Origin of the sequence: Promicromonospora sp. AC04, from assembly GCF_003058225.1 — a bacterium.
Taxonomy (GTDB): Bacteria; Actinomycetota; Actinomycetes; order Actinomycetales; family Cellulomonadaceae; genus Promicromonospora.
Window position 1 is genome coordinate 307336 of record NZ_QBUG01000007.1, and the last position, 22919, is coordinate 330254.

At 72.1% G+C, this 22919-nt stretch carries 19 protein-coding genes; 12 read left to right on the forward strand and 7 right to left on the reverse strand.

What is annotated here, in order from left to right; genetic code table 11:
• Window positions 1–37 precede the first annotated feature (37 nt).
• From C8K30_RS19690 to C8K30_RS19700, 3 genes are all read left to right on the forward strand, one after another.
• Window positions 38–1405, forward strand: a complete 1368-nt coding sequence (locus tag C8K30_RS19690) for a cystathionine beta-synthase (RefSeq protein ID WP_108494597.1) — start codon at window positions 38–40, stop codon at window positions 1403–1405.
• A gap of 29 nt (window positions 1406–1434) precedes the next feature.
• Window positions 1435–2610, forward strand: coding sequence for a cystathionine gamma-synthase (locus tag C8K30_RS19695; protein ID WP_108494598.1), 1176 nt, complete (start codon window positions 1435–1437; stop codon window positions 2608–2610).
• A gap of 94 nt (window positions 2611–2704) precedes the next feature.
• Window positions 2705–2980, forward strand: a complete 276-nt coding sequence (locus tag C8K30_RS19700) for a hypothetical protein (protein ID WP_369940533.1) — start codon at window positions 2705–2707, stop codon at window positions 2978–2980.
• A 45-nt stretch (window positions 2981–3025) separates the two neighbouring features.
• On the opposite strand, the gene C8K30_RS19705 is transcribed toward C8K30_RS19700, so the two are convergent.
• Window positions 3026–3391: a hypothetical protein gene (locus C8K30_RS19705; RefSeq protein ID WP_132234306.1), complete on the reverse strand. Its 366-nt coding sequence runs from the start codon at window positions 3389–3391 to the stop codon at window positions 3026–3028.
• Between the two features lie 45 nt (window positions 3392–3436).
• On the opposite strand from C8K30_RS19705, the gene glgX reads away from it, so the two are divergent.
• The 3 genes from glgX to C8K30_RS19720 all read left to right on the forward strand — a co-directional run bounded on the left by glgX (window position 3437) and on the right by C8K30_RS19720 (window position 8335).
• The gene (gene glgX / locus C8K30_RS19710; RefSeq protein WP_108494601.1) at window positions 3437–5587 is read left to right on the forward strand and encodes a glycogen debranching protein GlgX; all 2151 of its coding nucleotides are present in this window, start codon (window positions 3437–3439) and stop codon (window positions 5585–5587) included.
• A 76-nt stretch (window positions 5588–5663) separates the two neighbouring features.
• On the forward strand, window positions 5664–7415 hold the full coding sequence (locus C8K30_RS19715; protein WP_132234310.1) for a hypothetical protein: 1752 nt from the start codon (window positions 5664–5666) through the stop codon (window positions 7413–7415).
• A 59-nt stretch (window positions 7416–7474) separates the two neighbouring features.
• Entirely contained in the window at window positions 7475–8335 is an 861-nt protein-coding gene (locus tag C8K30_RS19720; RefSeq protein ID WP_108494603.1) for a PPK2 family polyphosphate kinase, read from the forward strand.
• A 43-nt stretch (window positions 8336–8378) separates the two neighbouring features.
• Here the strand turns inward: C8K30_RS19720 and zapE are convergent, their stop codons facing one another.
• The 6 genes from zapE to gndA all read right to left on the reverse strand — a co-directional run bounded on the left by zapE (window position 8379) and on the right by gndA (window position 14102).
• Window positions 8379–9425, reverse strand: a complete 1047-nt coding sequence (zapE, locus tag C8K30_RS19725) for a cell division protein ZapE (protein WP_108494604.1) — start codon at window positions 9423–9425, stop codon at window positions 8379–8381.
• A gap of 53 nt (window positions 9426–9478) precedes the next feature.
• Window positions 9479–10132, reverse strand: a complete 654-nt coding sequence (locus C8K30_RS19730) for an SDR family oxidoreductase (protein WP_108494605.1) — start codon at window positions 10130–10132, stop codon at window positions 9479–9481.
• 14 nt (window positions 10133–10146) lie between these two features.
• Entirely contained in the window at window positions 10147–10608 is a 462-nt protein-coding gene (locus tag C8K30_RS19735) for a DUF805 domain-containing protein (RefSeq protein ID WP_108494606.1), read from the reverse strand.
• Between the two features lie 196 nt (window positions 10609–10804).
• Complete coding sequence (locus tag C8K30_RS19740) at window positions 10805–11239, reverse strand: DUF805 domain-containing protein (protein ID WP_108494607.1); 435 nt, start codon at window positions 11237–11239, stop codon at window positions 10805–10807.
• Window positions 11240–11364: 125 nt separating this feature from the next.
• Window positions 11365–12669, reverse strand: a complete 1305-nt coding sequence (locus C8K30_RS19745) for a carboxylate--amine ligase (RefSeq protein ID WP_233257290.1) — start codon at window positions 12667–12669, stop codon at window positions 11365–11367.
• The gene (gndA, locus tag C8K30_RS19750) at window positions 12666–14102 is read right to left on the reverse strand and encodes an NADP-dependent phosphogluconate dehydrogenase (protein ID WP_108494608.1); all 1437 of its coding nucleotides are present in this window, start codon (window positions 14100–14102) and stop codon (window positions 12666–12668) included. Before gndA ends, C8K30_RS19745 begins: the two co-directional genes overlap by 4 nt.
• Window positions 14103–14264: 162 nt before the next feature.
• Between gndA and C8K30_RS19755 the strand changes: the two genes are divergently transcribed.
• From C8K30_RS19755 to C8K30_RS19780, 6 genes are all read left to right on the forward strand, one after another.
• On the forward strand, window positions 14265–14924 hold the full coding sequence (locus C8K30_RS19755; RefSeq protein WP_108494699.1) for a DUF3000 domain-containing protein: 660 nt from the start codon (window positions 14265–14267) through the stop codon (window positions 14922–14924).
• On the forward strand, window positions 14921–16186 hold the full coding sequence (locus C8K30_RS19760) for a ribonuclease D (protein WP_199230584.1): 1266 nt from the start codon (window positions 14921–14923) through the stop codon (window positions 16184–16186). Before C8K30_RS19755 ends, C8K30_RS19760 begins: the two co-directional genes overlap by 4 nt.
• Window positions 16187–16219: 33 nt before the next feature.
• Window positions 16220–17272 (forward strand): peptidoglycan bridge formation glycyltransferase FemA/FemB family protein, encoded by a 1053-nt coding sequence (locus tag C8K30_RS19765; RefSeq protein WP_108494610.1) that lies wholly within the window; start codon window positions 16220–16222, stop codon window positions 17270–17272.
• A 309-nt stretch (window positions 17273–17581) separates the two neighbouring features.
• Window positions 17582–18832 (forward strand): thiolase family protein, encoded by a 1251-nt coding sequence (locus tag C8K30_RS19770; protein ID WP_108494611.1) that lies wholly within the window; start codon window positions 17582–17584, stop codon window positions 18830–18832.
• Between the two features lie 3 nt (window positions 18833–18835).
• On the forward strand, window positions 18836–20968 hold the full coding sequence (locus tag C8K30_RS19775) for a 3-hydroxyacyl-CoA dehydrogenase NAD-binding domain-containing protein (protein ID WP_108494612.1): 2133 nt from the start codon (window positions 18836–18838) through the stop codon (window positions 20966–20968).
• A gap of 124 nt (window positions 20969–21092) precedes the next feature.
• Window positions 21093–22829 (forward strand): TrkA family potassium uptake protein, encoded by a 1737-nt coding sequence (locus C8K30_RS19780; RefSeq protein ID WP_158281066.1) that lies wholly within the window; start codon window positions 21093–21095, stop codon window positions 22827–22829.
• Window positions 22830–22919: the final 90 nt, after the last annotated feature.

Here is a 22919-nt window from a genome sequence, read left to right on the forward strand (position 1 = left end):
GCGCATCGCAGCGCGCCCAGAAACAGGAAGAGAACAGGTGCAGTACGCCAATTCTGTCGTTGACCTTGTCGGCAACACGCCCCTCGTCCGGCTCCACCGCGTGACCGAGGGCGTGACCAGCGCGACCGTGCTCGTGAAGCTCGAGTACCTGAACCCCGGCGGGTCGTCCAAGGACCGCATAGCGGGCCGCATCATCGATGCGGCCGAGCGCGAGGGCAAGCTCCGGCCCGGGGGGACCATCGTCGAGCCCACGTCGGGCAACACCGGCGTCGGCCTCGCGCTCGTGGCCCAGCAGCGCGGCTACCGGTGCCTCTTCGTCCTGCCCGACAAGGTGGGCGAGGACAAGCGCAACGTGCTCACGGCCTACGGCGCGGAGGTGGTGGTGACGCCGACGGCGGTGGCGCCCGACAGCCCCGAGTCGTACTACTCGGTGAGCGACCGGCTGGTGCGCGAGATCCCCGGCGCCTTCAAGCCCGACCAGTACTCCAACCCCAACGGCCCCCGCTCGCACTACGAGACCACGGGGCCTGAGATCTGGCGGGACACCGACGGCCGGGTGACGCACTTCGTCGCGGGCGTCGGCACGGGCGGCACGATCACGGGCACGGGCCGGTACCTGCGCGAGGTCTCGGGCGACCGGGTACGCATCGTCGGCGCCGACCCCGAGGGATCGGTCTACTCGGGCGGCACCGGCCGCCCCTACCTCGTCGAGGGCGTGGGCGAGGACTTCTGGCCGACCGCCTACGACCCGAGTGTCCCGCACGAGGTCATCGCCGTGAGCGACGCCGAGTCGTTCGCGATGACCCGGCGGCTCGCCCGGGAGGAGGGCATCCTCGTGGGCGGGTCGAGCGGCATGGCCGTCGTCGCAGCCCTGCGGGCCGCGCGCGACCTCGGGCCCGACGACGTAGTGGTGGTCCTGCTGCCCGACGGCGGCCGCGGCTACCTCGGCAAGATCTTCAACGACACCTGGATGCGGTCCTACGGGTTCGCGCCCGCGATCGAGGACCACACGGTCGCCGACGTGCTGGCCGCCAAGGCGGACCGCACCCCGCCGGTGCTCTACGTGCACAAGACCGACACGGTGCGGGAGGCGATCGACCGGATGACCCGCTCCGGCGTCTCGCAGCTGCTCGTGCTCACCGCGGAGCCGCCGGTGGTGCTCGGCGAGATCGCGGGCGCCGTGCACGAGGAAGACCTGCTCGACGGGGTGTTCGCGGGCAAGGTGAACCTGTCCGACGAGGTCGGCGGGCTCATCGGCAGGCCCCTGCCGCTCGTCGGCGTCAACGAGCCCGTCGGGACGCTGCGCGCCGCGCTCGCCGACGAGACCGCCCTGCTCGTGACCGACGGCGGCAAGGCGCTCGGCGTGGTCTCCCGCTCCGACCTGCTCGACTACCTCGCGGTCTGAACCGCTCCACGACTTCGAAGAGAGGGATCATGAACGACGCACGACCGAGCCGGTTCGACACGCTGGCGATCCACGCGGGACAGCACCCCGACCCCACGACGGGCGACGCGATCCCCGCCATCCACGTCACCTCCACCTACGCGCAGGACGGCATCGGCGGGCTGCGGGGCGGGTACGAGTACTCGCGCGGCGGCAACCCCACGCGCACCGCGCTGGAGGAGCAGCTCGCGGCGATCGAGGGCGGGGCGCAGGGCATCTCCTTCGCCTCCGGCCTCGCCGCGGAGGACGCGCTCCTGCGGGCGGTGCTCGAACCCGGCGACCACGTGCTCGTCCCGAACGACGTCTACGGCGGCACGCACCGCCTGGTCCGCACCATCCACGGCAAGAGCGGCGTCGCGCACACGACCGTCGACACGGCCGACCTCGACGCCGTGCGCGCCGCGATCCGGCCCGAGTCGAAGATGCTGTGGGTCGAGACGCCGTCGAACCCGCTGATGAAGATCAGCGACATCCCCTCGCTGGCCGAGATCGCCCACGAGGCGGGCCTGCTCCTGGTGGTCGACAACACGTTCGCCTCCCCCGCGCTCCAGCGCCCGCTCGACCTCGGCGCCGACGTCGTCGTGCACTCCACGACGAAGTACCTCGGCGGGCACTCGGACGTCGTCGGCGGGGCCGTCGTCGTGGCGAACGGTGCCGAGGAGCTCGCGGAGCAGGTGCGCTACGTGCAGTTCGCCGCGGGCGCCGTGTCCAGCCCGTTCGACGCGTTCCTGACCACGCGCGGCATCAAGACCCTCTCGGTGCGCATGCAGCGCCACTCCGAGACGGCCCAGACGCTCGCGGAGCGCCTGGTGCACCACCCGGCGGTTGCCCGCGTGCTCTACCCCGGGCTGCCCGACCACCCGGGACACAAGATCGCCGCCCACCAGATGTCCCGGTTCGGCGGCATGATCTCGCTCGACCTCGCGGGCGGGGAGCGCGCGGCGCGCACGTTCGCCGAGTCGACCCGCGTCTTCCTGCTCGCCGAGTCGCTCGGCGGCGTGGAGTCGCTGGTCAACTACCCGAGCGAGATGACGCACGCGTCGGTGCGCGGCACGGAGGCCGAGGTGTCGCCGTCGATAGTCCGCCTCTCGGTAGGCCTGGAGGACGTGACAGACCTCCTGGACGACGTCCTCCAGGCCCTGGACCGCACCCACGCCGCTCACTGAACCGTCCACCGAGCGCTGAGTGCCGGATTTTCGCCCTTCTGGCGGCTCCAGAAGGGCGAGAATCCAGCACTCAACGGCGTCTAGGGTGGGGGCCGTGACCGAACATGCTCCCGTGAGCGCCGCGATGCACCGCGCCAAGGCGGATGCCCGCGCCTCCCACGTCACCGTGGGGCTGGTGCGGCACCTGGCCGGCGACCGCGAGGAGATCGACTGCTCCTGCGGCATGACCCTGACGAACGGGCCGCAGTGGTCGCTCGACGAGCACATCCGCCTGCACCGGGCCGAGGCCCGCTACCTGGCGCTGAGCCGCATCGCTCCCGCGGGCATGCCGCGCCTCATCCCCGTGGACCCGGGGCGGCTACCCCGCTGAGGGGCAGGTCGGCACGCCGCCGTCCGACGTCGACGGCGCCTGCTGTCAGAGCTCGTCCGGGTCGTCCCAGGACACACCGCTCGATGAGCCCGAGATCGGGTCGAGCTCGCAGCCGGCAAGGTTGCGTGGCGCCTTGGAGACGTCTCCGCCACCGAGCAGGCCGCGGCGGGTTGCGGCGCGGCGGACAGCCGGCGGCGCGATGTGTGCGTAGGACGCATTCGACTCGTCGATCAGATCGGTCGGGACCGAATCGGAAGCGTCGGCGGAGTCGGTTGCACTGGCAGCGGTGGCGGACTGGGGTTCCCCCGTGATCATGGTCTCATTCTCGCAGCAAATCGGGCCTTCGTGCATCCGCTTGGCACAGTATTTCGAATCACCGCCAAGCCTCCACGACGACGGCACGCCCAGCACGCAGATCTCCCCCCACGTACCCCGCCAGGGTGTGATGATCGTCCGATGCAGACCTGGCCTGGTCGCCCCTACCCGCTCGGCGCGACGTTCGACGGTACGGGCACCAACTTCGCGCTCTACTCGTCGGTGGCGCAGCGGGTCGAGCTGTGCCTCCTGGCCGAGGACAACACCGAGACGCGCATCGAAGTCACCGAGACGGACGCGCACGTGTGGCACGTCTACCTGCCCGGCGTCGGCCCCGGGATGCGGTACGGGTACCGCGTGCACGGGCCGTACGACCCGGCGTCGGGCCATCGCTGCAACCCGGCCAAGCTCCTGCTGGACCCGTACGCCAAGGCCGTGGACGGCGACCTCGACGGCGACCCGTCCCTGTTCTCCTACCCGTTCTCGGACGCGAAGCAGGCGACGACGGGCACGACCCCGGACCCCGCCGACTCGCTCGGCCACACGATGGTCTCCGTGGTGGTCAACCCGTTCTTCGACTGGGGCCACGACCGCCCGCCCGACACGCCCTACCACGAGACGGTGATCTACGAGGCGCACGTCAAGGGCCTCACGATGCGCCACCCGGACGTCCCGGGCGAGCTGCGCGGCACCTACGCGGGCCTGGCCCACCCGGCGGTGATCGAGCACCTGAAGAAGCTGGGCGTCACGGCCATCGAGCTCATGCCGGTGCACCAGTTCGTCACCGACCCGTCGCTGGCGGCGAAGGGCCTGACGAACTACTGGGGTTACAACACGATCGGCTTCTTCGCCCCGCACAACGGGTACGCGGGCTACGGCAGCAGGGGCCAGCAGGTCATGGAGTTCAAGGCCATGGTCAAGGCGCTGCACCAGGCGGGCATCGAGGTGCTGCTCGACGTCGTCTACAACCACACCGCCGAGGGCAACCACCTGGGCCCGACCCTGGGCTTCCGCGGCGTCGACAACGCCGCCTACTACCGCCTGGTCGACGGCGACGAGGCCCACTACTTCGACACCACCGGCACCGGCAACTCGCTGCTCATGCGCTCCCCCGCCGTGCTGCAGCTGATCATGGACTCGCTGCGGTACTGGGTGGAGGAGATGCACGTCGACGGGTTCCGCTTCGACCTGGCGGCCACGCTGGCCCGCCAGTTCCACGAGGTCGACCGGCTGAGCGCGTTCTTCGACATCGTGCACCAGGACCCGGTGATCTCCCAGGTCAAGCTGATCGCCGAACCGTGGGACCTGGGCGACGGCGGCTACCAGGTGGGCGGGTTCCCGCCGCTGTGGACCGAGTGGAACGGTCGCTACCGCGACACCGTCCGCGACTTCTGGCGCGGCGAGCCGGCCACGCTGCCGGAGTTCGCCTCCCGGCTGACCGGCTCCAGCGACCTGTACGAGCACAGCGGCCGGCTGCCCATCGCCTCCATCAACTTCGTCACGGCGCACGACGGCTTCACGCTCGCCGACCTCACGGCGTACGACAAGAAGCACAACGAGGCCAACCGCGAGGACAACAAGGACGGCGAGAACCACAACCGGTCCTGGAACTGCGGCGTCGAGGGGCCCACCGAGGACCCGGGGATCACCGAGCTGCGCGCCCGGCAGCGCCGCAACCTCCTGGTCACGCTGATGCTGAGCCAGGGCGTGCCGATGATCGCGCACGGCGACGAGCTCGGCCGCACCCAGCAGGGCAACAACAACGCCTACTGCCAGGACAACGAGCTCACCTGGATGGACTGGGGCGGCCCCAAGGGGCCCGACGACGAGCGGGCCGCGCTGCTGGACTTCGCCCGGCAGGCCGTCCGGCTGCGCCGCGACCACCCGATCCTGCACCGCCGCCGGTTCTTCGACGGGAAGGTCGCGCACGAGGCCGCGGGCGTGCCGGCGGACATCGAGTGGCTCGACCTCACGGGCGCGCGCATGGACGACACGGACTGGCAGCAGGCCTACGCCCGGACGGTGACCGTCTTCCTCAACGGGGACGCGATCACGGAGACCGGCGGACGGGGCGAGGCGGTGGTCGACGACTCGTTCCTGCTGCTGCTCAACGCCCATTCCGAGGCCCTGGGCTTCACGCTGCCGCCCAGCGCCTACGGGTCGGCCTGGACCGTGGTCCTGGACACCGACGGCAGCGCCGAGCCGGGGACGGTGCTCGCGGCTGGTAGCGGTCTCACCGTGACGGGTCGCAGCGTGGTCGTGCTGACTCGCCCATCCGGAACACCGGGCTAGGCTGTCCGCCGTGACCGGACCGAGGAGTGGAGCCGGAGGGACAACACCACCGCCCCGACCAGGGCCTGATATGCCTGTGCCTGGGCCGAGGCCGGTGGTGTGGGCGCCGCGTGCGCGCATCATCGAGGTGCTCGTGCCGTACGACCCCTACGAGGAGCCCGAGCACATGCCGCTGCGCCTCGTAGGTGCGGGCGAGCCCGGGTACTGGGGCGCCGACAGCGTGCTCGGGCACGGCACCGACTACGGCTACTCGGTGGACGGCGGGCCGCTGCTGCCCGACCCGCGCAGCGTGTGGCTGCCGCAGGGCATCCACGGGCCGACCAGGGTCTTCGACCCGGCCTTCGACTGGTCCGACGGCACGTGGTCCCCGCCCGACCTCACCACTAGCGTGCTCATGCACGTCGACACCGAGACGTTCACGCCGGAGGGCACCCTCGACGCCGCGACGGAGCTGCTGCCCACGGTCGCCGAGCTCGGGGTGCACGGCGTCGAGCTCGCGCCCGTCGCCGCGTTCGACCCGGCGCTCGGCCCCGCCCGCGGGGTGCGCCTCTACTCCGTGCACGAGCCGTACGGCGGCCCGCGCGCGCTGCAGCGCTTCGTCGACGCCGCGCACGCCGTTGGCCTCGCCGTCGTCCTGGACATCCCCTACCGCTGGGCCGTGGCCGACGAGCTCGGCCTGGAGGCCTACGGCCCGTACCTCACGGGCGGCGGCGGCCGCCCGCGCGCCCAGCGGAGCGGCGGCGACGCGGGCGAGCACGCCCTGCAGGCGATGCGCCCCCGGACCGGGCAGGTCCCGCTGGACCGGCCGCGCACCGGCCCCATCCAGCTCCGTACCGGCCAGGTCCCGACGATCGGCACGCGGGCCGGCAAGGTCCCGTCCTCGCCGACCGTCCGGACCGACTACGTGGGCGACCGCATCAACCTCGACGGCAGCGGCAGCCGCGGCCCCCGGGACTTCCTCGTGGACGATGCCAGGCACTGGCTGCGCGAGTACCACGTGGACGGCCTGGTGCTCGACGTCGACGCGCTGGTGGACCGCTCGCCCACGCCGTTCCTCGGCGAGCTGGCGGACTACGTCGTCGGGATGGGCGAACAGCTCGAGCGCCGGTTCAGCCTCCTCGTGGACGGCCCGGGCAGGAGCGACCGGCTCACCACGATCCTGCTCCGCATCCTGTCCGGACCGGGCAAGGCGGAGGACATCCAGGCGCTGCAGATGCTCGCCGACCTGGTGCACCCGTCGGTGCGCCGGGCCTCCCGGCAGAACGGCGGGCGGCGCAACCGGGTCCGGGCCGGCGCGAGCGTGGTCGAGGACATCACCCGGCTCCCCGCCGCCCAGCTCACGGTCCCGTGGGCGGGCGAGGAGAGCCCCGCCACGGCGCTCCTCGGCGTCGACGACGTCGACATCCGGGCCAGCGTGCTCGCCACCGTCATCCTCGCGGGCAACCCGCTGGTCCTCGACACCGTGCACGCCCCGGTCGTCCCGCGCAACCAGAACGAGCAGCGCCTGGCCCGCTGGGCGCACGAGCTGATCGCGATCCGCCGGGCCATCGCCGAGGAGCTGGACCTCCCGCTGGAGGTCCGGTCCACCGCCGACCGTTCGGTCATCGCGGTGCTGCGGGGCAGCCTGGCATTCGTGCTCAACACGGGCCACGGCCTCGCCGCCCTGCGCCTGGGGAGCCTGCTGCGGCCCGCCGAGGGCGCGATCAGGGCGCCGCTGCCCGCGGCCTTCAAGCTGGCTGCCGCCTGGGAGCCGGGCGCCACCCGCCTGGTCGGCGACACCCTCACGGTCCCGCCCAGGATGACCGCCGTGCTGCGCGCGGAGACCTGACCTGAGAGCCTGAGGGGCAGGGACCGGCACCGGCCGGCCGCGCGGAGAGGTGGCACCCGATGGCAAAGACGCCGGAGCAGCTGTGGAAGACCCCGGCCGACGAGGCCCTGCGCTGGGTGCGTGGCACGGACCTGAGTGCCCTGGACCAGGCCGCGACGCCCGGCTGGCGGGGCAGCCGGGCCGAAGGGGAGGAGCTCATGGCCGTCCGCGGGCACGAGCTGGCCGACCTGCAGGAGCGCCTCTTCGCGCACGGCCGCACCGGCGGCGACCGGTCCGTGCTGCTCGTGCTGCAGGGCCTGGACACCTCGGGCAAGGGCGGGATCGTGCAGCACGTCGTGGGCATGGTGGACCCGCAGGGCGTGATGCACCGCGGGTTCGGCGTGCCCACCGAGGAGGAGCGGGAGCACGGTTACCTGTGGCGGATCCGCAACGCGCTGCCCGTGCCCGGCTACGTCGGCGTGTTCGACCGGTCGCACCACGAGCAGGTCCTGGTGGTCCGCGTCAACCGGCTGGAGCCGGTCAAGACGTGGCGCAGGCACTACCGCGAGCTCAACGAGTTCGAGGCCGAGGTGGCGGCGTCGGGCACCGCGATCGTGAAGGTGGCACTCGTCGTCTCGGCCGACGAGCAGAAGAAGCGCCTGGCCAAACGGCTCGACCGGCCGGACAAGCACTGGAAGTACAACCCGAACGACATCGACGTACGCCTGAAGCTCCCGGAGTACGTGGCGGCCTACCAGGAGATGCTTGACCGCACGTCCACAAAGGAGGCGCCTTGGTACGTCGTCCCGGCGGACCGGAAGTGGTACTCCCGCCTGGCCGTCACCGAGCTGCTGACCGGCGCCCTGCGGTCGCTGGACCTGGGCTGGCCGCCCGCCAGCTTCGACGTGGCGGCGGAGAAGGCGCGCCTGGCGGCGACCTGAGGAACCTCGGCCCTGCGCGTTGGGCCTTCGGTTCCGTTCCGGCTCAGACGAGCTTGCGCCCTTCCTCGGCCAGGGCGCCCAGGCGGGACAGTGCCCGGTAGTACTTCTTGCGGTACCCGCCGGCGAGCATCTCCTCGGTGAACAGGCCGCGGGTGTCGCCCGAGCCGCCGAGCAGCACCGGCACGTCCCGGTCGTAGAGGCGGTCCACGAGGACCACCAGGCGCAGCGCCACGGCCTGCGCCGTCACGGGGTGCACCCCCGTCAGGGCGACGACGGAGACGCCGTCGAGCAGCGCGCCGTAGCGGCTGGGGTGCACGGTGGCGAGGTGTTCCAGCAGGTCGTCGAACGCGTCCAGCGTGGCGCCCGGGCGGGCGGCCGCGGCGACGACCTCGTCCTCGGTCAGCGGCTCGGAGTCGGTCACGACGTCGCGATGGCGGTAGTCCTCGCCGTCGACCCGCAGGGTCTCGAAGCGGTCGGACAGGGCCTTGATCTCGCGCTGGAAGTCCTGGGCGGCGAAGCGGCCCTCGCCCAGCGCGTCGGGCAGCGTGTTCGACGTCGCAGCGAGCGCCACGCCCCGGTCCGCGAGCTCGCGCATGAGGCGGGACATCAGCGTCGTGTCGCCCGCGTCGTCGAGCTCGAACTCGTCGATGCAGACGAGCTTCTTGGCGGCGAGCGCCTCGACGGTCGGGAGGAAGCCGAGCGCCCCGACGAGGTTCGTGTACTCGACGAACGTGCCGTACGCGGCCTTGTCCGGGCCGAGCGCCTCCCCGACAGCGTGGGCGAGCGAGGTGAGCAGGTGGGTCTTGCCGACGCCGAAGCCGCCGTCGAGGTAGACCGCGGGGGCGGCCTGGCGGCGGGCGAACAGGCCGCGCTTCGGGGCCGTGATCTGCTGGGCGATCTCCGTCAGGCGGGCGAGCGCTCGGCCCTGGCTGGGGTGTGCCGGGTTGGCGCGGTAGGTCGCGAACCGGGCCTGCGCGAAGTGGCGCGGGGGTACCAGGTCGGTGACGAGCCGGTCGACAGCGACCTGCGGCCGGACCGCGCACAGGGCGGTCTGAACGGTCTGGCTGTCAGTGGTGGTAGCGACTGTCACGAAGCAGAAGATTACCGGCGGGTCAGCTCACCGGGCGTGCCACGAGAGCAACGTCACACGTGCACGACGGCGGGTGCGCCGGCCTGGTCGAGGAGCTCGCCGAGGGCGCTGACGACCTGGGCCGGCGTCCTGGTCTGGGCCGGGTCCTGGTTGCGGTCGTCCCCGGAGACGGCGTGGTCGACGACGAGCTCGTGGAAGCGGACGGCGCGGGCGTTCGGCTGGGCCGCTTCGAGGCGCAGCACCTGCACCAGCATCGCGAGCCCGGCCCCCGTGACGCTGATCGCGCCGGAGCCGGCCATGGCTTCGCGGGACGCGGCCCCGTTGAGCACGACGTACGGGTCGCCCGGCGCGAGCAGCGGTACGAGGGCGCGTGCGGCTTCGAGGTGCGCGGTGAGGTGGGAGGCGAGGGTCGCGGACCACTGGTCCGGGTCCGCCTCCAGGAGCGGTGCGCCCTTGTGCCAGCCGCCGATCGAGGCCACGACGGCTCCGGGCAGCGGCGCGCCGGCCCGGGCGCAGGCGGCGCGGACGGCGTCGGGCAGGGTGGCGACGGTGTCGTACCGGACGGGGACGACGCCGTCTCCGCCGTCGGGCAGCGGGGAGCGGGCGGCCGCCAGCACCGTGCGCCCGTCGGCAGCCAGGCCGCGTGCGACCCGGCTGCCGACGTACCCGCTCGCCCCGACGACGAGGACGGGGCGGGTGCTGTTCACCTGCTCAGGCTAGGTCAGACGGCAGCCGTCTGCTCCACTGCCTTGGGGTCCGGGCCGAAGCGGTTGGGGCCCGGGGTGCCGGCGGTCGCCTCCCACACGATCAGCATGATCGAGCCGACGAACGGGACCAGGGCGAAGAAGATCCAGAAGCCGGACCGGTCGGTGTCGTGCAGGCGGCGGACCGTGACACCGAGGCCCGGCAGCAGCAGCGCGAGGTTGACGATCGACAGGATCAGGTAGCCGGTGATCACGGAGCCGGGCAGGGCCGGGATCGGCGCCGTCGGGTCGGCGGCAGTCTGGTACTCCATGATGGACGCCGAGTACGCGCTGAGGCCCGGCACGACTACTGCCACGTACAGGACCAGCGACACGATCGTCACGGCCAGGGCGTACCACCAGTACTCGGAGCGCCGGGCGCGGCCGCTGAACACTGCGTACTTGGACAGCACGGTCCGGATGGACTCGATGAACGACATCGGGAAGAAGCCTCTCTCACGGTTGTGCCGGAAATATCCAGCAAGTGCGCACATATTGTCCCGATGCATCACACAGTGCACAAGACCCAAAACCGGGCAGAACTACCCATCGGCGCGCTTCAGCCGCCGGCCCGGCAACAGGAACGGGGCGATCCTTCACCCGAAGGTGCGGACCGCCCCGTGCCAGGTACGTCGGTCAGTACGCGACCTCGGGCTGCGCGGGCGCCTCCTGCGCCTTGGGGTCCGGACCGTACTGGTTGGGCCCGATCTCACCCGGAAGGGCGGCCAGCACGATGACGATGATGCTGCCGACGAACGGGACGTAGCCCAGCAGGAAGAACCAGCCGGACTTGCCCGTGTCGTGCAGGCGCCGGACCGCCACCGCGATGCTGGGCACGAGCGTCCCGAACAGGACGACCACCCACAGGACCGAGCCGATCGTCCCTAGCACCCCCGGCTCCTGCGTGACCGGGTCCATCGTGATGAGCGCCGGGACGATGAACGCCCCGAAGACGACGGCGGTCACCAACGCCACCGCGAGCTGCCAGAACCAGTACTCGGACAGCCGGGCGCGCCCGCTGAAGACGCCGTACTTGCGCAGGCAGGTACGGACGGACTCGAAGAACGACATGTGCTGGATGTTTCCTTGGGTCGTGGCGGGCAGGTACGCACAGTTTCCCGACGCGTCACGCGGCCCGCAAGGCCGTGACCTGGGCAGAAGTACCCATGGTCAGGCCCGGCGGGCAGCGGGCCGCGTCAGTACCCGGTCGCCGTCGGCTCCGGGTAGAACTGCGCGTACTTGCGGCGGTAGTTCTGCGTGATCCCCTCGACGATGAGCCGGCGCTTGAGACCGGAGTCGGCGTCGTACTTGAGGGGGTTGACGACGTTGCCGCTCGCCCTGAGCGCCTTGAGCCGGCTCTTGAGCTCCGGGTCCAGGACGTACTTCGTCAGGAGGCCGAACGGCACCACTGTGTACAGCACCTCGTGCACGGCCCGCACCGGGCGGATCGGGCGGTGCAGCACCCAGTCCTCGACAAGCACGCGGGCCACGTTGGCCCCGCCTGCCGTGACGTAGTAGTTGTTCCGGCCGATGCGCGGGTTGACCTCGAAGTACACGTGCTGGCCCGTGCGCGGGTCCAGCTTGTAGTCGAAGTTGGCGAAGCCCACGTAGCCGGTCGTGTCGAGGAACCGGGTGGCGGCGTCCATGGCGTCGTCGTACGCCTCGACCAGGATCGCGGCCGGGATGCCGAGCGTGCCCGGCGTGTGCTCCTCCAGCAGCACCCGGCCGGTGGCCAGGAGCGTCACCTCGCCCGTCGTGTCGCGGTAGGCGGTCAGGGACCGCATCTGCGTCTCGTCGCCCGGGATGAACTCCTGCACCAGGAACGTGCCCGGGTACTTGGCGTCCGCGAGGTTGCCCAGCAGCTCGTCCAGCTCGGCGCGGGAGTCGATGTGGTGGATCTTCGCCTTGCCGGGGAAGTCCACGTAGTACCACTCGGCGCTGTTGGACGGCTTGCCGACAACGGGGAACTGGAGGTCCACCTCGAGGGCCGGCACGGCGGCGCGGCCGCCGTCGGCCACCAGCTTGGCGACGTCCACCGCCACCGTGCGCGGCGTCGGGATGCCGAGCTGGTCGCAGACCTCCGCGAAGCCCTCCTTGCTGCTCACCTGTTCCAGGACCGGCAGGGACGGGTAGGGCAGCACGTAGCCCGCCGCCTCCAGCCGGTCCCGGTTCACGATGACGGTGCGCACGTGCCAGTCCGCGTTGGTGAGCAGCACGAGCACCTTGTCCCGGTGCTGCTGCGCGATGCCCTCGAGGGTCGAGAGGAACACGTCCACCTCGTCCAGGCCGGGCACCACCACGTTCTCGGCGATCGCCGAGTCCTGCATCGCGCGGGTGGCGACCTTGGAGAGCACCACCGCGTGGGTGCCGTACTGCTCGTGGAACGCACGCACCAGGGCGTACATCCCGACGTCGCCGCCGACCCCCACCACCATCATCTCCGGGACGGGCTGCTCCCCGCCGCCGTCCACCGGCCCCTTGTCCGCGGGGTATCCCCTCACGCCTCAGCCTCCGTGCGGTCGCCGGACCACTCGGTGTGGAACGTGCCCTCACGGTCGACCCGCTTGTAGGTGTGCGCGCCGAAGAAGTCGCGCTGCGCCTGCACCAGGGCGGCGGGCAGCCGCTCGGCGCGGACGCCGTCGTAGTACGCGAGCGAGGAGGAGAACGCGGGCGTGGGCACGCCGTTCTGGGCAGCGCCCGCCACGATGCGGCGCCACGCGGGCAGGCCGCTCGCGACGGCGTCGGTGAAGTACGGGTCCGCGAGGAGCAGGGGCAGGTCCTGGTCGCGCTCGTAGGCCTCGGTGATCCGGTTCAGGAACCGGGCGCGGATGATGCAGCCGCCGCGCCAGATCCGGGCCATCGCGCCCCGGTCGATGTCCCAGCCGAACTCGGCGGCGGCCGCCGCGATCTGGTCGAAGCCCTGCGAGTAGGCGACGACCTTCGAGGCGTAGAGGGCCTGGCGGACGTCCTCGATGAACGCGTCGCGGTCCTTGACCTCCCACTGCGCGGCGTGGGCCGGCAGCGCCGCACGGCCGGCCGCGCGCTGCGGCACCGAACCGGACAGCGCCCGGGCGAACGTGGCCTCCGCGATACCCGTGATGGGCACGCCGAGGTCCAGGCCGTTCTGCACGGTCCAGCGGCCGGTGCCCTTCTGCTCGGCCTGGTCCAGGACGATGTCGACGAAGGCCTTGCCGGTCTCGGCGTCCACGTGCTGCAGGACGTCGGCGGTGATCTCGATGAGGAACGACTCCAGGTCGCCCGTGTTCCACTGCGCGAAGATCTGGCCGATCTCCGCGGCGGTTGCACCGAGCCCCTGGCGCAGCAGGTCGTACGCCTCCGCGATGAGCTGCATGTCGGCGTACTCGATGCCGTTGTGCACCATCTTGACGAAGTGGCCGGCGCCGTCGGAGCCCACGTAGGTGCAGCACGGGGTGCCGTCCACCTTCGCGGAGATGTCCTCCAGGATGGGCCCGAGCGACGCGTACGACTCGGGCGTGCCGCCCGGCATGATGGACGGGCCGTTCAGCGCGCCCTCCTCGCCGCCGGACACACCGGTGCCGACGAAGTGCAGGCCGTGCTGCTTGAGGGCGGCCTCGCGCCGGATCGTGTCCGGGAAGTGCGCGTTGCCGGCGTCGACCACGATGTCGCCCTCCTCCAGGAGGGGCACCAGCTCGTCGATGACGGCGTCCGTGGGACCGCCGGCCTTGACCATGATGACCACCTTGCGCGGCCGCGCGAGCGAGGCGACGAAGTCCGCCATCGACTCGCTCGGGACGAACTCGCCGTCGCTGCCGTGCTCCGCGACCAGCGACTCGGTCCGCGCGTACGAACGGTTGTGCACCGCCACCGTGTAGCCGTGACGTGCGAAGTTCCGCGCGAGGTTGCGACCCATCACCGCCAGCCCGGTGACGCCGATCTGTGCTGTGCCTGACACGTTCTTGCTCCTTCTGAAGTGGGAACAGGCCGGCCTGCGCGCAGCGCACGCCGTGACCCACGGCCAGCCTAGTGCCCGGTACGACACCGCGACGCAGGTCACGATCCGGCGACAGCCGCGCGCCTCCGTCCCGCGGCAGCGACGCGGACGTACCGTGAAGTGGTGACCAGCGGCCCGCCCACCGGCGTACCCGTCGACTTCGCAGCAGCCTTGGCCGACCTGCGGGGTGCGGCCCTGCGTGCCGAGGTGCGCCTCACCGAGATCCCCGCACCCCGCCGGGTGGCACCGTTCAGCGTGGCGCTCTCGGGCGACGTCCTCCCCGACGCGCCGCAGGGCCGGCACGACGACGTCGAGCACGACCACGACGATGACCCGCTCGCCACCGGCCGCTTCGTCGTACTGCACGACCCCGCCGGGCAGGAGGCCTGGCACGGTACCTTCCGCGTGGTGACGCTGGTGCGGGCAACGCTGGAGCCGGAGATGGCCGCCGACCCGATGCTGGCCGACGTCGCCTGGTCCTGGGTGAGCGAGTGCCTCGAGACCGCGGGGCTGGCCGAGGGTGTCGACACCCTGGCCGCCGGCGGCACGGTCACCCGGGTGCTGTCCCAGAGCTACGGCGCCCTGGACGGCACGCCCGACGCGGTGGACCTGGAGATCCGCGCCTCGTGGACGCCGGTGGACACCCACCTGGGCACGCACCTGCGCGCGTGGGCGGCGCTGCTCACCATGGCCGCCGGAGTGCCCCCGCTGCCCGAGGGCGTCGCGGCGCTCACCAGGCGGTTTACCGACCGTTCCAGGCAACGCCATACGGTAGGTCCATGACCACCACGGAGCGAGGAGTCCCTGCGGAGACATCGACGCCCGTGCCGGCACCCGTCACCCCACTCACCGAGCCCGCCGACGGGCTGCCCGGCGTCGTGGCGACCGAGGGCGCGTTCGCGCGCGTCGTCGAGGCGTTCGCCGCCGGCTCCGGGCCCGTCGCCGCCGACGCCGAGCGCGCCTCCGGGTACCGGTACGGCCAGGCGACCTACCTGGTCCAGGTGCGGCGCGAGGGTGCGGGGACGGCACTGATCGACCCGGTCGGCGTCCCGGACCTCTCGCCGCTGGGCGAGGCCGTCGGCGACGCCGAGTTCGTGCTGCACGCCGCCTCGCAGGACCTGCCCGGGTTCGCCGAGCACGGGCTGCGCCCCGCGCGCGTCTTCGACACGGAGCTCGCCGCGCGGCTGCTCGGCATGGAACGCGTGGGGCTCGCCGCCGTCGTGGCCGAGGTGCTGGGGCTGGGGCTGGCCAAGGAGCACTCCGCCGTCGACTGGTCCACCCGCCCGCTGCCGGAGGACTGGCTGCGGTACGCCGCGCTCGACGTCGAGGTGCTCGTCGAGCTGCGCGACCGGCTCGCCGAACGGCTCGAGGCCGCCGGGAAGACCGAGTGGGCGGCGCAGGAGTTCGAGGCCGTGCGCACAGCGCCCCCGCCCGCTCCACGGGTGGACCCGTGGCGGCGCACGTCCGGCATGCACGTGCTGCGCAACCCGCGCCAGGTCGCCGCCGTGCGGGCCATGTGGGTCGCGCGGGACTCCAGCGCGCAGGCGCGGGACATCTCGCCGGGGCGGGTCCTGCCCGACCGCGCGATAGTCGCCGCGGCCAGGGCCATGCCGAAGACCGCCGGCCAGCTCGTGGCGCTTCCGGAGTTCGCGGGCAAGGGCACCAAGCGCCGGGCCGCCTACTGGCAGAAGGCGATCGACGAGGCACGCGCCCTGCCCGACGCCGAGCTGCCGACGGTGCGCGGACCGCGCTCCGACGGTCCGCCGCCCCCGCGCACCTGGGGTGACCGTGACGCCGTCGCGGCCCGCCGCCTCGCGGCGGCCCGCGAGCTCGTGACCGCGCTGTCCGAGGAGCTGAGCATCCCGGTCGAGAACCTGCTGCAGCCCGACGCGCTGCGCCGCCTGTGCTGGACGCCGCCGTCGCCCGCCGACGCCGGGGGGATCACCGAGTTCCTGCGGGGCCGCGGCGCCCGCGAGTGGCAGCTCGGCCTCCTGGCGGAACGCCTGGAACGCGTGTTCGCCGACGCGGCACGGGAACCGGTGTGAAAGCCCCTCGCCCGCCCCAGTAGAGTCGTCCCCATGCCAGCCCTGTCGGAGCCCATCGCGCTCGCCGTCGACGTCGTCACCGATCCATCGACCTGGGACCGCGAGGTCCTCGCCCTGGGCGGCCACCCGCTCCAGCTCTGGGGCTGGGGCGAGGTCAAGGCGGCCGGCAACTGGCGCGCGCACCGCCTGCGCGTGTCCGAGGACGGCTCCACCGTCGGCCTCGCACAGCTCCTCGTGCGGCCGCTGCCTGCCCAGTTCAAGGCTCTCTCGTACGTGCCGCGCGGCCCAGTCGTCGCGCACCACGACGGCGAGACCGCGCAGGCCGTCTTCGGCGTCGGCGACACCGCCACGCGCAACGCCGTGACGAACACCGTCGTGGAGTGGGCGCGCGAGAACGTGGGCGGCGTCGGCATCACGATCGAGCCCGACTGGCCCGCGGGCACCCAGCTCGACCTGGCCGGACGGCGGTACGCGCCGAACCAGATAATGATCCCGAGCACGTTGATCCTGGACCTCACCAGGCCCGCCGACGAGCTCCTCTCGGACATGCGCAAGTCCACCCGGTACGAGATCCGCAAGGGCGGCCGTGCGGGCCTCGACATCCGCCGGGTCACGGAGGAGAAGGAGGTGCTGCGCGTGCTCGACGTCTACAAGGAGACCGCCGAGCGGGCCGGCTTCGCCATCCACCACGACAAGTACTACGTGGACATCCACAACATGCTCGGCGAGCGGTCGGTGCTGGTGGCCACCTACGTCAACGACGTGCCCGCGTGCTTCGCGTGGTGCGTGAACTCGGCCAGCACCTCGTTCCTGCTGTACGGCGGCGGCAACGACGCCGGCCGCAAGGCCACGGCCACCGCGCCGACCTACTGGCGCACCATCGAGATAGCCCGGGAGCAGGGCCTCGTGCGGTACGACATGAACGGCCTGCTCAACGACGGCATCAGCGACTTCAAGAAGAGCTTCGCCAAGCACACGGACGAGCTCGTGGGCTCGATCGACGTCGCGTTCTCACGCTGGTACAACACCTGGAACACCGCTCTGCCCACCGCCAAGAAGGTGGTCCGCAAGCTGCGCGGCAACTGAGCGCGGACGCGGCTTCGGTCAGTAGCAGGGCTGGGCCCTCCCACTTCGGTCGGTTGCCTTGAGATCGGTCCAACAGTGGACCGATCTCAAGGCAACCGACCGAAGTCATCTTCAAGACCAGTGCAACGGACCGAACCTGGGGCCGGGCGCCGTCGTACGCCCAGGCGAACCTTCGAGACTCGGTGCCATTCGTCACGAACTGGGTCTCATCTCGTGCGTGCTTTTTACCGGTACTCGCGGTAGCGTGTATCGGTATCCAGCGGCGCCGCTCAACGGACGCCGCCGTCCCGAAAACCAGGAGTTCTGCTGATGACCGCAGCCCCGGAAACACCGCGTGCCCGCCGTGCGGTGCGCGACGTCGTCTTTGTCGACGGCGCCCGCACGCCCTTCGGCAAGGCCAAGCCCGACGGCCTCTACGCCGAGACGCGTGCCGACGACCTGATCGTGAAGGTGGTGCGCGAGCTGCTGCGGCGGCACCCCGAGCTCCCCCCGGAGCGGATCGACGAGGTGGCCATCGCCGCCACCACCCAGCAGGGCGACCAGGGGCTCACGCTCGGCCGCACCGTCGGCATGCTCGCCGGTCTCCCCCAGTCCGTGCCGGGCTACGCCATCGACCGGATGTGCGCCGGTGCCCTGACCGCCGCCACGACCACGGCCGCGGGGATCGCCATGGGCGCCCTCGACGTCGCCATCGCGGGCGGCGTCGAGCACATGGGCCGCCACCCGATGGGCTTCGCCGCCGACGTCAACCCTCGCTTCGTCGCCGAGAAGCTCGTGGACCCGCAGGCCCTGAACATGGGCGTCACCGCGGAGAACCTGCACGACAAGTTCCCGCAGCTCACCAAGGAGCGCGCCGACCGGTTCGCCGTCGAGTCGCAGGCCAAGTACGCCAAGGCGCTGGCCAACGGCAACATCGACCCGGACCTCGTCCCGGTCGCCGTCCGCTCCGCCGAGCTGGGCTGGGGCCTGGCCACCACCGACGAGCTGCCCCGCCCGGAGACCACCTTCGAGTCCATCCAGGGCCTCAAGACGCCGTTCCGCCCGGGCGGCCGCGTCACCCCCGCGACGTCGTCCCCGCTGACCGACGGCGCCACCGGCGCCATCCTCGCGGCCGGCGACGTCGTCGCCGAGCTGGGCCTGCCCGCCAGGATGCGCATGGTCTCCTACGGCTTCGCCGGCGTCCCGCCGGAGATCATGGGCTACGGCCCGGTGCCCTCCACCGAGAAGGCGCTGAAGACCGCGGGCCTGACGATCGACGACATCGGCCTGTTCGAGCTGAACGAGGCGTTCGCCGTACAGGTGCTGTCCTTCCTGGACCACTACGGCATCGCCGACGACGACCCGCGCGTCAACCAGTACGGCGGCGCGATCGCCATGGGCCACCCCCTCGCGAGCTCCGGCGTGCGCCTGATGACGCAGCTCGCCCGCCAGTTCGAGCAGCACCCCGAGGTCCGCTACGGGCTCACCGCCATGTGCGTGGGCCTGGGCCAGGGCGGCAGCGTCATCTGGGAGAACCCCCACCACGCCGACTACTCCGGCCACACGGACGAGGAGAACTGACCCGTGCCTGAGACCACCACCCCCGCCGCTCCGACCGAGCGCGTCACCCACTCCCTCGTCCGTGACGTGCGGCTGCCCGGCGGCGCCGGCGTCCTCGCGCTGGTCACGCTCGACAACGGCCTGGACCACACCAAGCCGAACACGCTCGGGCCGGCCGGGATGGCCGAGCTGAAGGCTGCGCTTGAGGCGGTCCGCGCCCGCGCCGAGGCCGGCGAGATCGCCGCCGTCGGCGTGACCGGCAAGCCGTACTTCGTCGCCGCGGGCGCCGACCTCAAGGGCATCACCTCGGTGGGCAGCCACGCCCAGGCCGTCGAGCTGGGCCGCATGGGCCACGCCGCGTACACGATCCTCGGCGACCTGCGCGCGGCCACCGGCGTGCCGACCTTCGCGTTCGTCAACGGCCTGGCCCTGGGCGGCGGCCTCGAGGTCGCCCTCAACTGCGACTACCGCACCGTGGCCTCCGACGCCGCGGCGCTCGGCCTGCCCGAGACCGGCATCGGCCTGATCCCCGGCTGGGGCGGCGCCTACCTCGTGCCGCGCCTGGTCGGCGTCGAGAAGGCCGTCGAGGTCATCCTCACCCGCCCCGCGGCGAACAAGCCGTACAAGCCGGCCGAGGCGCTGCAGATCGGCCTGGTCGACGCTCAGTTCGACGCCGCAGACTTCCTGGAGCAGTCCATCATCTGGGCCGCCAAGGTCGTCACCGGCGAGATCGAGGTGCCCCGCCGCGAGCTCGACCCGCAGCCCGTGTGGGACGCCGTCGTCGGCGCCGCCAAGGCCCAGCTCGACGCCGTGGTCGGCGCCTCGCGCCCGGCCCCGGGCCGCGCGCTGGAGCTGATCGCCGCCGCCCGCAACGCCACCAAGGCGGACGCGTTCGCCGCGGAGGACCAGGCGCTGGCCGACCTGGTCATGACCGACGAGATGCGCGCCAGCATCTACGCCTTCAACCTCGTGGGCGGCGGCAAGAAGCCGATCGGTGCCCCCGACCCCAAGCTCGCCAGGCCGATCACCCGGGTCGGCGTCGTGGGCGCGGGCCTGATGGCCGCCCAGATGGCGTTCCTCTTCGCGCAGCGCCTCGGCGTACCCGTCGTCATGCGCGACCTGGACCAGGACCGCGTGGACAAGGGCCTGGCCTTCGTCCGCGAGACGGCCGAGAAGCTGGCTTCCCGCGGGCGCCTGACGCCCGACGCCGCAGCCCGCATCGTGGCGTCGGTGTCCGGCACCACGGACATCGAAGAGTTCGCCACGTGCGACTTCGTCATCGAGGCCGTCACCGAGGTCATGGGGCTCAAGAAGAAGGTGTTCGCCGAGCTGGAGGGCGTCATCTCCCCCGAGACGATCCTGGCGACCAACACCTCGGCGCTGTCCGTCACCGAGATGGCGGCCGACCTGGCCCACCCGGAGCGCGTGGTCGGCATCCACTTCTTCAACCCGGTGGCCCAGATGCCGCTGGTCGAGGTGATCAACGCCGAGCACACCTCCGACGAGGCTCTGGCCACCGCGTTCGCCGTCACGAAGAAGCTCCGCAAGACGGCGATCATGTCGGCCGACCGCCCCGGCTTCATCGTGAACCGCCTGCTGCTGCTCGTGATGGGCCAGGTGGTGGACGCGATCGAAGGCGGGACCCCGGTCGAGGTGGCGGACCGGGCGCTCGCGCCCCTCGGCCTCCCGATGCCGACGTTCGAGCTCACCGACCTGGTGGGCCCCGCCGTCGCGCAGCACGTGCTCACCTCGCTGCGCGAGAACCTGGGCGATCGCATCCCGGCGTCGGCCGGCCTGGCCAAGATCGTCGAGGACGGCACCCGCGTGGTGCTGGACGCCCCGGCCAAGGGCCTGCCCAAGCCGGTCAACCCGGCCATCCAGGAGTACTTCGGCCCCGCCCGTCCGGGCGAGCCGGGTGTGCTCGACGCCGACGGCGTGCTCGACTCGGTACTCACGACGCTGACCACCGAGATCGGCATCATGCTGGACGAGGGCGTCGTGCCCGGCCCGCAGCAGATCGACCTGGCCATGATCCTCGGCGCCGGCTGGGGCTTCCACACGGGCGGCATCACGCCGTACCTGGACCGCACTGGCTACAGCGAGAAGGTCCTGGGCAGGCGGTTCCTGCCCGACGGCGTGGCGAACGTCCCCGCCTGAGCCCGAAGCGGAACCGCAGGCGCAGGCGGTCCGAGTAGCGCCTGAGCCTGACCCCCGGACCCTCCGACGACGGGCGCACATGTCGTGCGCTCGTTGTCGGAGGGTCCCGCTACGCTCAGCGACCATGACAGATGTCGGACCAGGCACGAACGCGCACTACGTCGTCGTCGGTGACGGTCCGCTCGCCTTTCGCCTGACCCGGGCGCTCAGCACCCGCTTCGGCGGCACCGTGACCGTGGTCGTACCCGACCGCACCTCCCGGTACGCCCTCGAGATGGACGCCCTCGACAGGGTCGACCTCGTCGAGACGGACCGGGTAGACGAGAGAGCCCTGACCGCGGCCGGCGCGGGCCGCGCCGCCGCTGCCGCCCTCGTGGACCAGGACGACGGCGGCAACGTCGCCCTCGCGCTCCTGCTCCGCGAGGCCTGGCCGGACCTGCACGTCGTGGTCCGGATCTTCGACGAGTCGCTCGGCCGGCACCTGGAGCGCGACCGCTGCACGGTGCTGTCGTCGTCTGCGTTCGCGGCACCCGAGATCGTCGGCGCCGCGCTGCGGCGCCTCATCCGCCTCCCGGTGCAGCACCGGCGCCTCGTCGCCGTGTCGGACGAGGCGACGTCCCTGCCGACGCGCATGGTCCTGTTCGCGACCGCTGCGGACGGCACCGTCAAGGTGCTCCCGAGCGACGACCAGATGGACGGCCTCGTACCCAAGGTGCTCCTGGCGGACGCCGAGGAGAACGACGTCCTGCCCGAGATCAAGGCCGACCTCGAGCCCGACGAGGACGAGGTGGACCCGCACCGGCGCCGCCGGGTCGGCGAGTACCTGCGCACCCTGGCGATCACCTCCGGGTGGAACCTGCTGCTCGCCGCCGGGGTCCTCCTCGTGGTCGTCCTCGTCGGTGCGGTGACGATGCAGCTCGCCACGGGCTCGTCCTTCCTCGGGGCGCTGTACGAGGCGGTGCTGCCCTCGCTGGCGGGCAGCGACCCCGACCACGACGCGAACCCGGTGGTCAAGGTCACCCAGGTGGCCCTGACCGTCGTGAGCGTCGCCGTCATCCCATGGGTCACGGGTGTGGTGGTCGACGGCGTGGTGCGGACCCAGCGCCTGCTCGACACGGGCTCCCCGCTGCACCCGATGGCCGACCACGTGGTCGTCGTCGGGCTCGGTGACCTCGGCACCCGCATCGTCCGGTCCCTGGACCGGCGCGGCGTGCCGGTGGTCGCCGTCGACATCGACGAGTCCGCGCGCGGCATCGCGGTGGCGCGCGCACGGGACGTCCCCGTCGTGATCGGCGACGCCCGCCGGGCGGTGACCCTGCGCGCGGCGTACGTGGACACCGCCCAGGCGATAGTGGTGGTCACGAGCGGCGGGGCGACGACCATCGGCATCGGCTTCGCGGCGCGCTCGATCCCGCGGCCGAAGGACACGTCGGCGCGGCTGCGCACGGTCCTGCGGGCGTACGACAGGGACCTGTCGCGCCGCATCCGGCGCGAGATCCCCGACTCGGTCGGGCTCAGCTCCTCGTTCCTCGCGGCGCCATGGTTCGCCGCCGCGATGATCGGCCAGGAGGTCAAGGCGACCATCCCCTACCTCAACCGCGTGCTCGTCCTCGCCGAGATCGAGGTCGTCGCGGGCAGCGGGCTCGTCGGCCAGTACCCCGAATCGCTCGGGGTACCCGGGGAGTGCCGCCTGCTGGCGATCCGTACCGCCACCCAGGCGAGCGGCGGCGGCGGGGTCACCATCGAGCCGGCGGTCGGCCGGGACCTGCATCCGCACGACACGATCGTGGTCATCGCGACCACAGCCGGGCTGAGCCGCCTGCGCGAGCGGGGGCGCACGCTGGCGCTCCCCGGGCGCTGACCCGCTACCGACGACGCGGTCGCGGAAGCCGCGCGACAACCAGCGGTGGGCGGACTGGCCTGAACGAACGGGCCAGGATCGGCCCGTTCG

Bases quoted from the DNA above. Each gene is read 5' to 3' on its own strand.
- C8K30_RS19695 (WP_108494598.1), top strand. From the start codon at position 1,435: ATGAACGACGCACGACCGAGCCGGTTCGACACGCTGGCGATCCACGCG.
- glgX (WP_108494601.1), top strand. From the start codon at position 3,437: ATGCAGACCTGGCCTGGTCGCCCCTACCCGCTCGGCGCGACGTTCGAC.
- C8K30_RS19720 (WP_108494603.1), top strand. From the start codon at position 7,475: ATGGCAAAGACGCCGGAGCAGCTGTGGAAGACCCCGGCCGACGAGGCC.
- C8K30_RS19735 (WP_108494606.1), bottom strand. From the start codon at position 10,608: ATGTCGTTCATCGAGTCCATCCGGACCGTGCTGTCCAAGTACGCAGTG.
- C8K30_RS19740 (WP_108494607.1), bottom strand. From the start codon at position 11,239: ATGTCGTTCTTCGAGTCCGTCCGTACCTGCCTGCGCAAGTACGGCGTC.
- C8K30_RS19760 (WP_199230584.1), top strand. From the start codon at position 14,921: ATGACCACCACGGAGCGAGGAGTCCCTGCGGAGACATCGACGCCCGTG.
- C8K30_RS19765 (WP_108494610.1), top strand. From the start codon at position 16,220: ATGCCAGCCCTGTCGGAGCCCATCGCGCTCGCCGTCGACGTCGTCACC.
- C8K30_RS19770 (WP_108494611.1), top strand. From the start codon at position 17,582: ATGACCGCAGCCCCGGAAACACCGCGTGCCCGCCGTGCGGTGCGCGAC.
- C8K30_RS19780 (WP_158281066.1), top strand. From the start codon at position 21,093: ATGACAGATGTCGGACCAGGCACGAACGCGCACTACGTCGTCGTCGGT.